This window comes from Fodinibius sp. AD559 (assembly GCF_052712805.1).
This window is the reverse complement of the sequence record NZ_JBQPVW010000002.1, coordinates 542,847-556,955: the sequence shown is the minus strand read 5'-3', so window position 1 is coordinate 556,955 and position 14,109 is coordinate 542,847. Positions and strand designations below refer to the sequence as shown.

12 protein-coding genes are annotated in these 14,109 nt (G+C 41.4%); 9 read left to right on the top strand and 3 right to left on the bottom strand.

Annotated features, from left to right (window positions below):
- Nucleotides 1-19: 19 nt before the first annotated feature.
- The gene (locus ACQ4LT_RS05360) at nucleotides 20-649 is read right to left on the bottom strand and encodes a 4'-phosphopantetheinyl transferase family protein (protein WP_445664991.1); all 630 of its coding nucleotides are present in this window, start codon (nucleotides 647-649) and stop codon (nucleotides 20-22) included.
- 76 nt (nucleotides 650-725) lie between these two features.
- Here ACQ4LT_RS05360 and ACQ4LT_RS05355 point away from each other — a divergent pair, with 76 nt between their 5' ends.
- Both ACQ4LT_RS05355 and ACQ4LT_RS05350 read left to right on the top strand, forming a co-directional pair.
- Nucleotides 726-896: a hypothetical protein gene (locus tag ACQ4LT_RS05355; protein ID WP_445664990.1), complete on the top strand. Its 171-nt coding sequence runs from the start codon at nucleotides 726-728 to the stop codon at nucleotides 894-896.
- A 911-nt stretch (nucleotides 897-1,807) separates the two neighbouring features.
- Nucleotides 1,808-2,512 (top strand): ribonuclease H-like domain-containing protein, encoded by a 705-nt coding sequence (locus ACQ4LT_RS05350; RefSeq protein ID WP_445664989.1) that lies wholly within the window; start codon nucleotides 1,808-1,810, stop codon nucleotides 2,510-2,512.
- A 439-nt stretch (nucleotides 2,513-2,951) separates the two neighbouring features.
- Here the strand turns inward: ACQ4LT_RS05350 and ACQ4LT_RS05345 are convergent, their stop codons facing one another.
- Nucleotides 2,952-3,194, bottom strand: coding sequence for a hypothetical protein (locus tag ACQ4LT_RS05345; protein ID WP_445664988.1), 243 nt, complete (start codon nucleotides 3,192-3,194; stop codon nucleotides 2,952-2,954).
- Nucleotides 3,195-4,231: 1,037 nt separating this feature from the next.
- Between ACQ4LT_RS05345 and lysS the strand changes: the two genes are divergently transcribed.
- Together lysS and ACQ4LT_RS05335 are read left to right on the top strand one after the other, a co-directional pair.
- Nucleotides 4,232-5,764, top strand: coding sequence for a lysine--tRNA ligase (gene lysS / locus ACQ4LT_RS05340; RefSeq protein ID WP_445664987.1), 1,533 nt, complete (start codon nucleotides 4,232-4,234; stop codon nucleotides 5,762-5,764).
- A gap of 110 nt (nucleotides 5,765-5,874) precedes the next feature.
- Nucleotides 5,875-7,101 carry an FtsX-like permease family protein gene (locus tag ACQ4LT_RS05335; RefSeq protein WP_445664986.1) on the top strand — a complete coding sequence of 409 codons (1,227 nt, stop codon included), beginning with the start codon at nucleotides 5,875-5,877 and terminating at the stop codon, nucleotides 7,099-7,101.
- Between the two features lie 162 nt (nucleotides 7,102-7,263).
- Here the strand turns inward: ACQ4LT_RS05335 and ACQ4LT_RS05330 are convergent, their stop codons facing one another.
- On the bottom strand, nucleotides 7,264-8,898 hold the full coding sequence (locus ACQ4LT_RS05330) for an acyl-CoA carboxylase subunit beta (protein WP_445664985.1): 1,635 nt from the start codon (nucleotides 8,896-8,898) through the stop codon (nucleotides 7,264-7,266).
- A 159-nt stretch (nucleotides 8,899-9,057) separates the two neighbouring features.
- On the opposite strand from ACQ4LT_RS05330, the gene ACQ4LT_RS05325 reads away from it, so the two are divergent.
- The 5 genes from ACQ4LT_RS05325 to queG all read left to right on the top strand — a co-directional run bounded on the left by ACQ4LT_RS05325 (nucleotide 9,058) and on the right by queG (nucleotide 14,106).
- Nucleotides 9,058-10,464: a GWxTD domain-containing protein gene (locus tag ACQ4LT_RS05325; protein ID WP_445664984.1), complete on the top strand. Its 1,407-nt coding sequence runs from the start codon at nucleotides 9,058-9,060 to the stop codon at nucleotides 10,462-10,464.
- 17 nt (nucleotides 10,465-10,481) lie between these two features.
- Entirely contained in the window at nucleotides 10,482-11,486 is a 1,005-nt protein-coding gene (gene pdxA / locus ACQ4LT_RS05320; protein ID WP_445664983.1) for a 4-hydroxythreonine-4-phosphate dehydrogenase PdxA, read from the top strand.
- Entirely contained in the window at nucleotides 11,483-12,277 is a 795-nt protein-coding gene (locus ACQ4LT_RS05315) for a methyltransferase domain-containing protein (RefSeq protein ID WP_445664982.1), read from the top strand. The genes pdxA and ACQ4LT_RS05315 overlap by 4 nt, the downstream gene beginning before the upstream one ends.
- Nucleotides 12,259-12,942, top strand: coding sequence for a cell division ATP-binding protein FtsE (gene ftsE, locus ACQ4LT_RS05310; RefSeq protein ID WP_445664981.1), 684 nt, complete (start codon nucleotides 12,259-12,261; stop codon nucleotides 12,940-12,942). Before ACQ4LT_RS05315 ends, ftsE begins: the two co-directional genes overlap by 19 nt.
- 213 nt (nucleotides 12,943-13,155) lie before the next feature.
- The gene (gene queG / locus ACQ4LT_RS05305; protein WP_445664980.1) at nucleotides 13,156-14,106 is read left to right on the top strand and encodes a tRNA epoxyqueuosine(34) reductase QueG; all 951 of its coding nucleotides are present in this window, start codon (nucleotides 13,156-13,158) and stop codon (nucleotides 14,104-14,106) included.
- Nucleotides 14,107-14,109: the final 3 nt, after the last annotated feature.

Genomic DNA, 14,109 nt, shown 5'->3' with positions numbered 1-14,109 from the left:
CGGTTCTGCTGATTTTTAATTAATGATAATATGCGACTGCTAACCAGTTATTTTTCAATCGGAAACTACAAATTTTAGCTCTTTTGTCATTATTTATTTTGGCAAACATCCGGTCCGATTCTCGTGTTATTTGCACTTGGTTCATATTCATGCGCAACCCCTGTCCACGAAGTTTTATATAGGCCTCCTTGATCGTCCACAAACGAATAAGTGGTATCTCACTGGCGACATCGGTTTCTTTGGAGTGGGTGATTCGATGTTTGAGCCTGCTGGGGACTGTTCGATCAACCGGTTCTAAATCAACTCCGAGAGGATGGTCACGAGATAACCCACAAAGTACATAGTCATCCGTATGGGCAATGCTGACAAAGAACTCTTGAGAATTCGTTTTTCCGAAAGGCTGGCCGAGTTCATCTTTCAAAATTTGAAATTCCTGTCTATCCCCTATTTTCCGGGCCATCTCTTTCAAGGTAATCCGAGAGGTTACAAACTCGCGCTGACGCTTGTGGCTTTTACAAAGTTCTAACTCGCGCTTTTCTTCTGTGCTAAGTCGGCTAATGGATTCAGAAGAGACTGAAACAATCTCTGACAGCGAAAACGCTGCTTCAAATGGCAGAAGCTCTTTAATTTCTGAAAAGGGATTATTCATTGTATTCTGTCATTCTATCTAAAACAACTGAAAATCTTTAATTTTACGCTCTTCTGAAACTATTAATTGTGCTGAAATGAAAAGTAATATATCCATTCCGGAGCTCGGATTTAAGATTAACACATCTCTCCCGCCTACGACTGCTACTCTGCCTCGTCTACGCCAAGGCACAAGCTGCGAAGGCCGTGCTATAAAGCGTCGGCGACTTTTAAAGGGAGAATATACTATTACTATCTTTTCAGTTTAATCCCAAGCATGAGAACTGTGGTACAGGCAAAAGGTAATTATTGGTTTGCGGTTTACAATTTGGGCTTATGAATTGTGTGCTAAAGCCAAAGGATATTGTATATGTATTTTGTACCGGTTCCTCTAATTTATACTACTATAAGAATGCAAAGGACCATTAAAATACATATATCCTGCAGGCTGAAGTGATTATACAATTCAAAGCCTTGATTTTTTAGTACCTTTTGTGTCAAGACAAAAGGTACATCACAACTACTGGAGCAAAACACCGGAATAAGTATTATCGATTATATCTATTTCCGTCGCTCCGCTTCGAAAACGGCAAAAGTAATCCCTTTGTATGTTAGGGTTTAAGTATCTGCCATAAATTTAGATGTATAAAAATGGGTTATATAAACATAAAATTTTATCAGTAACAGATGACACTTCTTATAGCAATATTGGGGTTCTATTCCTAATTTTTTTCCTTGTAGTTTGGCTATCGTTCTTTTGCAAATTTATCTGTTATTTCGTGTCAGATTATCTTCATTATAAACTTTATGGAGAGCTGCTTTTCGATCCTGAAACAACCCGTGATGTTCTATTACTTACCTCACATCTGGATGGAGAATTCGAACAGATTAAAAAAGGACAAAAGGCTAAGGGTCATTCCCCCTATCGTATCAGTTTCATGATATATTATTGCACTACAATAACTATGCGGTACACTGTATTACCATTAATTATAGTATCCATATTGTTTTTTACGCTTTTCTTCATTTTTGAAGATATGTTTATATAATCCGCCCATTCAGGGGACGTACCTCCCTATCACCTGCTAAGTTTTGGCTTCTTAGCTTTCCGTTCATTATTTAACAAATCAATACTTATACCGAGAGTACCGTATATGCAAGACCATTAAATTGAAAAGTTATGTCCCATAAATACGTAGCCTTTGATATTGAAACAGCCAAGATACTGCCTGAAAATATAAGTGACTTGAATAGTCACAGACCACTGGGAATTTCTTGTGCCGCAATTTGGTGTACCGATAAAAGCGAAGCTGAGCTTTTTTATTCAGAAACATCGAACGGTTCTCCCGCTCCAAAAATGTCTGAGCAGGATCTAACTTCCCTTATTAAATGCCTTCAGCAAAAAGTTGCGTCAGGGTATACCATCATTACGCATAATGGACTGGGATTCGACTTTGATATCTTAGCCGAAGAATCCGGCAATTTCTCAGCTTGCCGTAACCTTGCGCTCCAGCATGTAGATATGATGTTCCACTTTTTTTGTGGAAAAGGATTTCCCATATCTTTGAATGCCGCAGCAGAAGCCATTGGCCTCAGCAAACCAGCTAATATTAATGGAGCCGTAGCACCGAGACTCTGGAAAGAAAAGGAATATCAGGAAGTTCTCGAATATGTAGCCCAAGATTGCCGGTTAACCTTAGACATTGCAGAAACAAGTGAACAAAACGAACGCATTAGTTGGATAACACAAAGAGGAAAACAGTCCTATTTCAAACTCCCGTCAGGGTGGCTAACTGTCGAGCAAGCTTCTGAATTGCCGTTGCCCGATACCTCCTGGATGGATAATCCATGGCCGAGATCAAAATTCACAAACTGGCTTGAGTAGCTTTGCCCCGGGCTCTCTCACTCCTACCCATTTTATATGTAACCTATAAGTTAAACGGTTTCTATTTCGAATCTGCTTCCGGCTCATAAATACATAAATAAAAAATAGGACTGTATTGTACCCGGGCCATTTGCTCTTTTAAAAGTTATTTGAGCTGATACATTAGTTGTCTCAGAAAAAAATTCCTGACTAAAGAAAGAAGCAAACTAATAATAAGGTACAGTACGAAAGATATTCCTGATCAATGGGTTGAAGTAATTAAAGATGATACATTGGTACTCAGGGATAGATGTGCAGACTGATATAGAAGTACATATAGACAAAAATTTAATTGGCCAATATCATTGCCTACAACTATTTTACCACTCTTTCTGAATTTTACAAGCAAGGAATCTAAGCAATAAGAAAGTTGGTAAGTAAGCTTATCTTCTTAAACGGTTTATCTCGCAGAGCGCATAAGTCCCTGCAACAATTCTTGGTACGACCCTATATCTTTATTGTCTTGTTGTGTTTTAAGCTTTATTGAACCATTGAGAACCAATTGACATTGTTGTCCCTTGTAGCTGAAATCAACGATTTCTAATTCATTAGGGGCATCATAATAGGGTTCACCAACCTCGGACACGAAAAAGACTTCGTATTTCAGCTGTTGAGTGAGTGAATGAAACAAACGCTTATTCATAACTTCTTCCATATTTTACTCTCTTCTTATTAGATCTCTTTATAGCCAACTACATTTCTTTAGACTCTGAACATAATTTTAATAAATACACGAAAAAAATACTAATATATAAAAAGATTTTAATCCAGATTACTGAATTGTAACCTAAGACTGCCTAATTGAAAAGTGACCGTATTAAATAACTGTTTCCAACACTCTCTGCAGAACCGATGAAATAAAGAATCACTTTTTTCCTATAACCAAATTTTTACATGCGATTAGAGTTTATAAAATAAATTAACTGTCCTATATAAAAACATGAATGACAGTAGTTTAATACGTTTACATTATGGTTTATTTTTGAATTATTTTATAGACCACTTTGTATTATATGTATGTAATAGATAGTAGTTGAGATGCTGATATAAAAGAATCAGATCAAATACTAAGCTTTAACATTAGTTTCTATATCCAAAGACCAAAAGGAATCAAAGTCTCAAACTCGATCTTATGTAGGCAGTGGAATTGTTATAGGTGCCCGAGTCGGTGCGGCTATTGGCGCTACCATCGATGATCTGGCAATGGGAATCGCAATCGGGGTTCCCATGGGAACTGCTTTAGGCACAAGGTTGGGAATCCTCAAAAGCTGATAACAATTATAAAACTAACACTTAAAAGCCTAGATAGGTTACTATTATCAGGACAAATTTCGCGTTTGGGCTGTCCCTGAATTCCATAGAAATACTTTATCTCACGCACTAATCAAGTATGCACGTCAGCTAATATTTCTAAAGAATGTAAATAATAGGTGTAGCACATCTCTCTTAAAAAACGTTTGGCTATTCAAAATTTATGTCCAAACCTATTTATAATAGTGTAAAACAAAGTAATAACTTTCATGTATATGATATTCAACCAAACACAACTGGAATTATTTAAATAATGCCCTTCTGAAACAACTAATTACGGTTGAGAAAAAAATCACACTTTTGCCATGAATTCTTTATTTTTAGCGACTTAATAAACCATAATAAAAACGAAACAAACACGACTTTCTCATGAGCAATACTGAGTCCTCAGTAAGCGAACAACACGAAATACGTCTGGAAAAATTACGGGAACTCCGGGAAATGGGTTACGATCCCTATCCTTATAATTTTGAAGTAACCCACAAGAGCAAACAGATTTTAGATCGACCCGAGCTCATTAAACAAGACGACCAGGATGAAGAAGACGTTGAGAAAGTTGCTGTTGCGGGCCGCGTGATGACGCGACGTATCATGGGCGGATCTACGTTCTTCAATTTGCAGGACTCAGAAGGAGAAATTCAGGTATATATCCGCAAAAATGATGTCGGCAAGGAAAAATATAATGAAGTCTTCAAACGACTAACCGACATTGGAGATATTGTTGGTATCAAGGGGCACGTATTTAAAACCGGAACCGGAGAAACAACCATTTATGCCAAAGAATTTACGCTGCTCAGCAAAACCCTCCGCCCAATTCCCCTTCCCAAAGAAGTTGAGGAAGACGGTGAAACCAAAGTATACGATGCATTTACAGATAAAGAGCAGCGCTATCGTCAGCGTTATCTCGACCTGATTGTAAATCCGGAGGTACGTAAGGTATTTCAACAGCGAACGGATATGGTACAGGCCATGCGCGACTATATGAATAACAAAGGATATATGGAGGTTGAGACGCCTATCCTCCAGCCTATTTACGGTGGTGCTTCTGCAGAACCTTTTGTAACGCATCACAATGCACTGGATATGAAACTATACCTGCGTATTGCCAATGAGTTGTATCTAAAACGACTTATTGTAGGCGGATATGATGGTGTCTACGAATTTTCGAAAGACTTCCGCAATGAGGGACTTTCCCGATTCCACAACCCCGAATTCACCCAGGTAGAGCTCTACGTAGCTTATAAGGATTACAACTGGATGATGGAGTTTGTGGAAAATATGGTTGAATCAGTGGCAAAAGCGCTCCACGGTTCTACAACTGTTACAGTTGACGATAATGAGATCGACTTTTCTGCTCCCTGGCCTCGTATTCCCATGTTTGAAGCCATTGAAGATGAAACAGGTAAAGACCTTTATGGCAAAGGTTTAGAAGATTTAAGATTAATTGCTAAAGAGTTGGATATCGAGTTGGAAGACAGCTTCGGAAAGGGTAAAATTATTGATGAAATCTTTGGCGAATATGTTGAACCGAAGCTGATACAGCCTACATTTATTACGGACTATCCCATTGAAATGAGTCCGCTCGCTAAAAAGCACCGCGAAAAAGAAGGGCTCGTTGAACGATTCGAATGTATCTGTAACGGTAAAGAAATTGCCAATGCATTCTCTGAGCTTAATGATCCAGTGGACCAGCGTGAGCGTTTTGAAGAGCAGGCACGACTGCGTGCAGAAGGTGACGAAGAAGCAATGGCCATTGATGAGGACTTTCTTCAAGCGCTTGAATACGGCATGCCTCCTACCGCAGGACTCGGTATCGGCATCGACCGTCTGGCCATGATTATGACAGATTCTGACTCTATACGGGACGTCCTGTTCTTCCCGCAGATGAAACCCGAAAAATAAACACCCCTATCAAAGTCATTTCGAACACCGTGAGAAATCTATGTTTTCGTTTTTATATCATTAAGAGATCTCTCACTAACCTCTGGGATGAGAATTTTTAAATTGACGCCATGAATTTTGAGTGGTATTTAGCCAAACGGTATTTCAAGGGTAAACGGAAAGGGTCCCGTTTTTTATCCTTCATTAAAGTCATGGCTATAACCGGTGTAGCCGTTGGTTCGGCCGGACTGCTTATTGCTTTGTCGGTGGTTCACGGTTTCAAATCCGTCATCGATAACAAAGTTCTTGGTTTCGCTCCCCACATAACCGTAACCTCGTTTGGTGGCAGGGCTATCGAACGGGCTGATACCCTTTTAAGCGAGTTGGATACCTATCCGGAGATTAGCGAAGCACAAGCTGTTGTCAATGGTCAGACTATGATTCAAGGTGCTGATGACGTCACAGGCACACTACTAAAAGGTGTAGACAAACAGGGAGACGTAACAGACATCAAAAATTATATATCAAAAGGTACCTACGATCTAAGTACTGACAGTACCGGTCGTCCCGGAATAGTTGTTGGCTCGAAGTTGGCGCAAACGCTTAATGTGGATGTAAACTCCACTCTCACCGTTTACACCGTTGATGGACTTCCCTCCCCGTTGAGCTCTCCCGAAATTGAGCAGTTCCGGCTATCAGGGATTTATCAGACGGGCATAGGTCAATTTGATGATGTCCTGGCATTAGCGGCCCGTCCCCATGTTCAAAAGTTTTTTCTGAAATCACCTGAAGAGGCCTCAGCCATAGAAATTCGCCTCAAAAATCAGTCTCAAATAGAATCCTTCGGGGAAAAGCTGGATGGGGAACTTAGTTATCCCTACTTCTCAGAAACAATTTACGAGCGCTATAGTAATATCTTTGCATGGGTAGATCTGCAGGAAGAGACCATTCCTTTTGTCATAGCGGTAATGATTATTGTAGCTGCCTTCAACCTGATTGGTACGGTATTGATGATGGTGCTCGAAAGAACGCGCGATATCGGTATCCTAAAAACAATTGGCGCCGGTGATAAAAGTATTCGAGGCATCTTTTTACTGGAGGGATTATTCGTGGCCGTGGTGGGCCTATTAATCGGCATTTCCCTCTCACTGGCCTTTGCGTGGCTGCAGTCTACCTATCATATCATTCCGCTTTCCGAACAAAATTATTATATGGCCTATGCCCCTGTTGAGCCCCATATGCTCGACTTTGTACTTGTTACCGGCGTCACACTCTTTCTGTGTGCCCTTGCCTCATGGCTGCCGGCCCGTATTGCGGCCAAGACCGATCCGCTTAAAGTTATTGCCTACGGTCGGTAAATAGCTCTCAGTGTTCAGAAATAAGTGTTGTATTCCTTCTTGATTAGATTACCAATCACAAACATAGATTTCTCACGGTGTTCAAAATGACACCTTTTTTATGATAGTTTAGCAAATAATCTGTTTCCGCTACTCGGTTACGGAACAAATGTTTCAGCTTTCCTAAACCTGCATTACACCGGTTTTAAATTCTTCGATGTCGGGATTATGATCTGCACATTTTATCGCATGTGAAATACGGTCACGAGTCTCAATTGGATTAATAATACCATCAACCCAGAGACGGGCGGCCGCATAACGAACATCGGTCTGTTCTTCATAGCGTTCACTGATCTCTTTCATAATCTCCTGTTGCTCCTCTTCAGTAATCTCCTTGCCTTTCTTCTTAAGCGTTGAAACACGAATTTGGGTCAACACTTTGGCGGCTTGCGTCCCTCCCATCACTGCTATTTGTGCCGACGGCCAGGCGTACATAAAACGAGGATCATAAGCACGCCCGCACATAGCATAGTTGCCCGCACCATAGCTGTTGCCAACCACAATAGTTATTTTAGGCACCGTACTGTTGGATACGGCATTCACCATCTTGGCACCGTCTTTAATAATGCCCCCGTGTTCTGCTCGTTTTCCAATCATAAATCCGGAGACATCCTGCAAAAAGACAATCGGGATTTTCTTTTGATTGCAATTCATGATAAACCGGGCTGCTTTATCGGCGGAATCAGAATAGATAACACCGCCCACCTGCATTTCGCCCTGTTTAGTCCGCGTAACTTTACGCTGGTTCGCTACAATTCCCACACTCCAACCATCTACACGGGCAAAACCGGTAATCAATGTTTGCCCATATCCCTTTTTGAACTCGGTAAATGAATCCTCATCCACAATGCATTCCAGAACCTTATTCATATCGTACGGCTTGGTGCGATCGTCCGGGAAAACATCAAAGATTTCAGTCACATCACGAGCCGGCTCAACGGGATCTTTTCGGTTAAATCCAGCTTTATCAAACGGTCCCAGCTTATCAACAAGATCACGAACCGTGGAAAGGCATTCCTCATCATCTTCCATTTTATAATCCGTTACACCGCTTATTTCTGTATGCGTGGTTGCACCGCCCAGAGTTTCATTATCCACCTCTTCACCAATAGCTGCTTTCACCAGATAACTACCTGCTAAAAAGACACTGCCGGTTCCATCAACAATAAGCGCCTCATCACTCATGATAGGCAGATAAGCCCCACCGGCAACACAGCTACCCATAATCGCGGCTATCTGGGGAATCCCTTCTGCACTTAACCGAGCGTTGTTTCGAAAAATACGTCCGAAGTGTTCCTTATCAGGAAAAATTTCGTCCTGCATGGGCAGATAAACACCAGCGGAATCCACCAAATAGAGAATGGGCAGGTTATTTTCGAGCGCTATTTCCTGGGCTCGCAAATTCTTTTTCGCGGTGATGGGAAACCAAGCCCCCGCTTTCACGGTAGCATCATTGGCTACAATCACGCAATCGCGTCCGGATACCGTTCCAATACCTGTTACAACGCCGCCAGAAGGACAGCCGCCCTCATCTTCGTACATCTCATAGCCAGCCCACAACCCGAGCTCATAGAGGCGCGTTTCATCATCAATAAGCATATCTATGCGTTCGCGGGCGGTAAGCTTTCCTTTGTTATGCTGTTTTTTTATTCGTTTTTCGCCACCTCCCTTTTTAATCTCCTCCTCGGTTTCATTGATCTCTTGAATAAGTGATTTTAAATCCTTTGGAGATGTACCAGCTGAATCTTGGGAACTCATAGATGTGATTTATTATTTTGGATAATAGTTGGATTCATTAAAGCGTTTCAAAAATAACGAAATTTAGCAATCTCGAAAGTATTGATTCTATCTATTCCATTAAAAGTTCTTTAGTTTATTTTTTGAGATTTATAACCCATTAAAAAAACTTATCACCTTGTGAAAACTTCTAAAAAGTTCCTGGCAACCCTGTTCGTCATAATATTCTCAATTATAACGGTTGCCGAGTTATACGGACAGCGTAATGTCAGCTATCAAGATCTGGTTATGCGGCAACAGCAGGCGTCATTCGACTACCTGACCCTGCCCGGAAATAATAACGGAGCTGTACAATTTGTCGTTACCTTTCATATCCCCTACAGCTCGTTGCCTTTTAAGAAAAACCAAGATCGTTCTTCCCGTGATAAATATTTCAGCACTATGGACTTGATGCTGGAAGTTTTCAAATCAGACGAAGCAGATATCGATAAAATGAAAAAAGAAGACATTTCTGTTGAGGGCTTGGAACCCGCAGGACGTGCTTTCTGGGCCGATACCGTTTATGCAAAAGATTATGAAAGCAGTCAGTCCGATGACAAATTTTTAAGCGGTTATATCAAAGTGAATCTTAATCCGGGCTCATATAACTATGTACTGCAAATAAAGCGGGGAGATCAGACCGATAGCCGGGTTTCACGGGCACAGAAAATCAACATAACTTCTTACAGTGAAAAGAAGGAAGGAGATATTCTTGTCAGCCCCACATTTAATGAAAAGCTCAAATCTTCCCGTTTTATCCTAAACACAACGGGAAATACCGTTGAATATGCTAAAGATTTTTATGCTATTGCTTATCTGCCGCAGTATCAGAAAGAGGAGTCTTACACAATGGATATCGTTAAACTCAGTGCTTTAGAAGAGGATACGACCAAACAAAGTAAGGTATTTTCTAAAACGCTGACAGATAAAAATATCAAAACAGATGTCCGCCCCCAGTTGCTATATGCAGAAGGAAAGCCCTATCTGAATCTCAACGTTACGGATAATGGGTACACCTATGCCATCGTTGATGTACCTAACAGTGAATTCGAAAATTCACTATATCAGGTTACCGTAAAAAATAGTGCGGGAAATATTGTTGCCCGGGATAAATTTCGTTCCAAATGGAAAGACATGCCAACAAGCTTATTAAATCTGGGTACCGCCATAGAGATGCTTCGATTTATTGCCGGCAAGCAAACTATTAGAAAAATTAACAGTGGTACCCCTGCAGAACGCGAGAAAAAATTTCACTCATTCTGGAAAGAGCGCGATCCTACCCCGGATACCGAGTTTAATGAACTGATGGCTGAATATTACCAACGAATCGATCATGCCTATGAAAATTTCTCGACCGAAAACACCGTAGGCTACAATAGCGACCGAGGTGAAGTGTATATCAAATACGGTGAACCAAAAGATGTTACCCGCAAGTTTCCCAAAGACGGAGCCACCACTGAAATATGGACTTACTCTGACAGGCAGTTTATTTTTAAAGCAACAACGGGCTTTGGGGATTTTAAACTTGTTTCCAAACAATCAAAATAATTGCGCAAAATCATTGTATGCAGAAACGTATCGCCATGAGTATAGGAGACATAAACGGAATTGGGCCAGAAGTAGTTATAAAATCGTTGCGTGAACTATCATTAGCAGACAGGACTCCCATAATTCTGAGCTCAAAAGAAGTATTGGATTTCTGGCTGAATAATCTTTCCGAATCGCTGGATTACCATTATGCGCAATCTATTGATGAGATTGCTGAACAACAGGTTAATCTTCTCCAAACCTATGCTGACCAAGATATTTCAGTTACACCCGGTGATTTTTCCAAGAAATCAGGAAAATGTGCTATGCTGTCGGTTGAAAAGGGAATTGATTTGTGTAAATCGCAACAAGCCGATGCCTTGGTCACCGCTCCCATATCAAAAGAGGCCGTAAATATTGCGGGGTATCATATACCCGGACATACCGAATTTCTGGCTGAGAAAACCGACACGTCCGACTTCATGATGATGTTGGTGCACAAAGGTTTACGCGTGGGACTTGTGACGGGACATATCCCTATTTCTAAAGTTGCTTCTGCCCTCTCGACCGATTCGATCAAAAAATATATTCGGGTAATGCATAATGCTTTGCAAAATGATTTTGATATTCAATCGCCCAATATCGCAGTTCTCGGACTTAATCCCCATGCCGGTGACGGCGGCATCATCGGCGACGAAGAACAAAATATTATTAATCCGGCTATAAAAGATATCCGATCCCAAGGACTATCGGTTTCGGGTCCTCATCCCGCTGACGGTTTTTTCGGAAACAGAAAATATGAACAATACGATGGCATCTTAGCGATGTATCACGATCAGGGACTGATTCCATTTAAAACCCTTTCTTTTGGCGGGGGCGTTAATTTTACTGCCGGACTTCCAATTATTCGCACCTCACCAGACCACGGCACGGCCTTCGATATTGCCGGACAAAACAAGGCAAATCCTTCATCATTTATCGAAGCTTTTAAACTCGCTGTAGAACTTATTGAACATCGAAATAAACAGGTAGTAAAAGGATGAGCACCAATAACACCGAACAACATCCGCAATACTCTAAGCTGGCCGATATTTATGATGCTGTGATGGAGGATGTTGATTACGAGCTATGGGCGGATTTTATCGATGCCCTCATGCTCGAACACCATCCCAATCCCGTCGATATTCTTGAGCTGGCATGTGGCACGGGTTCTGTTTCCCTTTTTCTGGATGAGTTGGAATGCTACAACGTGGTAGGAACCGATAAATCATCGCAGATGATACAAAAAGCCCATCAAAAAAATAAAGAAATGCTCTGTAACGTGCAGTTCGAGGTTATGGATTTCCTTGATCTGCAGCTTGATCGTACCTTTGATGTCGTATTTAGTGTTTTTGACAGTGTCAACTATCTGCAAAATGGCGATGAAGTACTTACCTTTCTAAATGAGGCAAAATCAGTCCTGCGACCCGGCGGTCTTCTTATCTTTGATTTTACTACGCCCAAAAACTCTATACAGGCTATTGAATATCTAAATAACGAAGAGGGATACACCCAAGATAACTACCGCTATTTTCGAAAAAGTAGTTATGATGCCGACCACCAGCTACACGAGAATACATTCCGCATAGAAAAACTTGCCGACGATCAGGAAACGGTCCTGCAGGAATTCAACGAAGTTCATCAACAGCGAATTTACAGCCTGCAACAAATGCTTGATATTATCGATCAAACAGCGTATAACATACGAGCAAAATACAGCGGTTTCGACTTTGAGGAAGCCGATGATCATAGTTTACGAATCACAATGGTATTACAATGTCCCAGCAATCAGTAATTGAATTTTCGAATGTAACAGTATCGTTCGATCACCAACCGGTGCTCGACAATATTAACTTTTCGCTTGAAAACGGTGCGTTCACCTATTTAATAGGACAAACCGGAGCAGGTAAAAGCTCATTTTTGCGATTAATTTATCGAGATTTGCTACCTGATTCCGGCCGCGTTCGTGTGGCCGATCTGGATGTCACTTCCCTTCCCGATAAAAAAGTACCCTATTTACGGCGCAGGCTTGGTATCGTATTCCAGGATTTTCAGCTCTTGCCCGACCGATCGGTATACGATAATGTGGCTTTTTCGCTGCAGGTAACCGGGGAAAAGAAAAGTTATATTAAACAACGAGTAGTTGAAGTGTTGGGAATGGTGGGACTAAGCCACAAGCGTAAAAATATGCCCCATGATCTTTCGGGCGGTGAAAAACAACGTGTAGTTATTGCCCGGGCCTTAGCCAACGAGCCACGTATTATGCTGGCTGACGAACCTACCGGCAATCTTGATCCCGAAGCATCTGCTTCCATTATGGAGCTTCTCAAGCAGATCAATAACCGAGGCATGGCTGTGCTCATGGTAACCCACGACTATGATACGGTTAAACAATACCCCTATCGTACATTGAAATTGGACGACGGAAAGATCAATGATATATCCACTGAGAAGCTGTAATAACGGCTTATCAATATGTTAATGCTACTGATAGTTTAAGAAAGTGATTAGAAATAAGCAGTTTTATTAATTGAGTATACCAAAAAACGAATCATAAATTTTGTTGATCCGGAAATCCAAGATTTCCATTATCCTACGCTAAAACTGTTAAATATTTCTTTGTAAATACGTTACATTTCAGCGGATTAACTGCATCAAACCTTTTTTTTCGAAATGAATCTTCGTGAGCGGACACAAAAAGTACGAGAATATGCCCTTCGATTGGGGTTTAACGCTTGCGGATTTTCCAAAGCCGGTCGGCTCGAAAAGGAAGAACGGCGCCTGAGAGAGTGGCTGAACCAAGGTCGGCATGGAACGATGGGCTGGATAGAAAATCACTTCGAAAAAAGAGTAGACCCGACAAAGCTTGTTCCGGGATCAAAATCTGTTATTTCTGTTATTGGCAGTTATTTTCATCCCGATCATGAACGCCAAATGAAAAAAAGTGATATGCCAAAAATTGCCAAGTATGCCCAGGGGCGTGATTATCACAAAGTGTACAAGAAAAAACTGAAGAAACTTTTTGCACAAACCAGAGAACTTCTGGGCGGACTCGAAGGCCGCGTTTTTGTGGATTCAGCTCCTGTTTTAGACAAGGCCTGGGCAGTAAAGTCCGGGCTGGGATGGATGGGTAAAAACTCGAACATCCTTAACAAGAATCTGGGCTCTTTCTTTTTTATCGGGGAAATGATTGTCGACGCCGAATTCAACTATGATACGCCCGTAACCGACCACTGTGGTAGTTGCACCCGCTGTATCGACGCCTGCCCCACCAACGCCATATATGAGCCGTACAGAGTAGATGCTACCAAGTGTATCTCCTATCTGACCATCGAACTAAAAGAAGAAATTCCGGAAGAGCATCGCGATGATCTCGAAGGATGGATGTTTGGCTGTGATATCTGCCAGGATGTTTGTCCCTGGAACCGTGATGCCAAATACGGTGAGATGGAAGACCTGTTTCCCCGGGAAAAAATATTGGATCATGATATCAATTATTGGGAAGAGTTGGATATTCCCCAATACGATGCTCTTTTTGAAGGAAGTGCTATCAGGCGTGCTAAATTTGAGAAATACAAAGACAATGTAGCAGCAGCGGCACAAAGTCTGCAACAAGAACAGTAATAA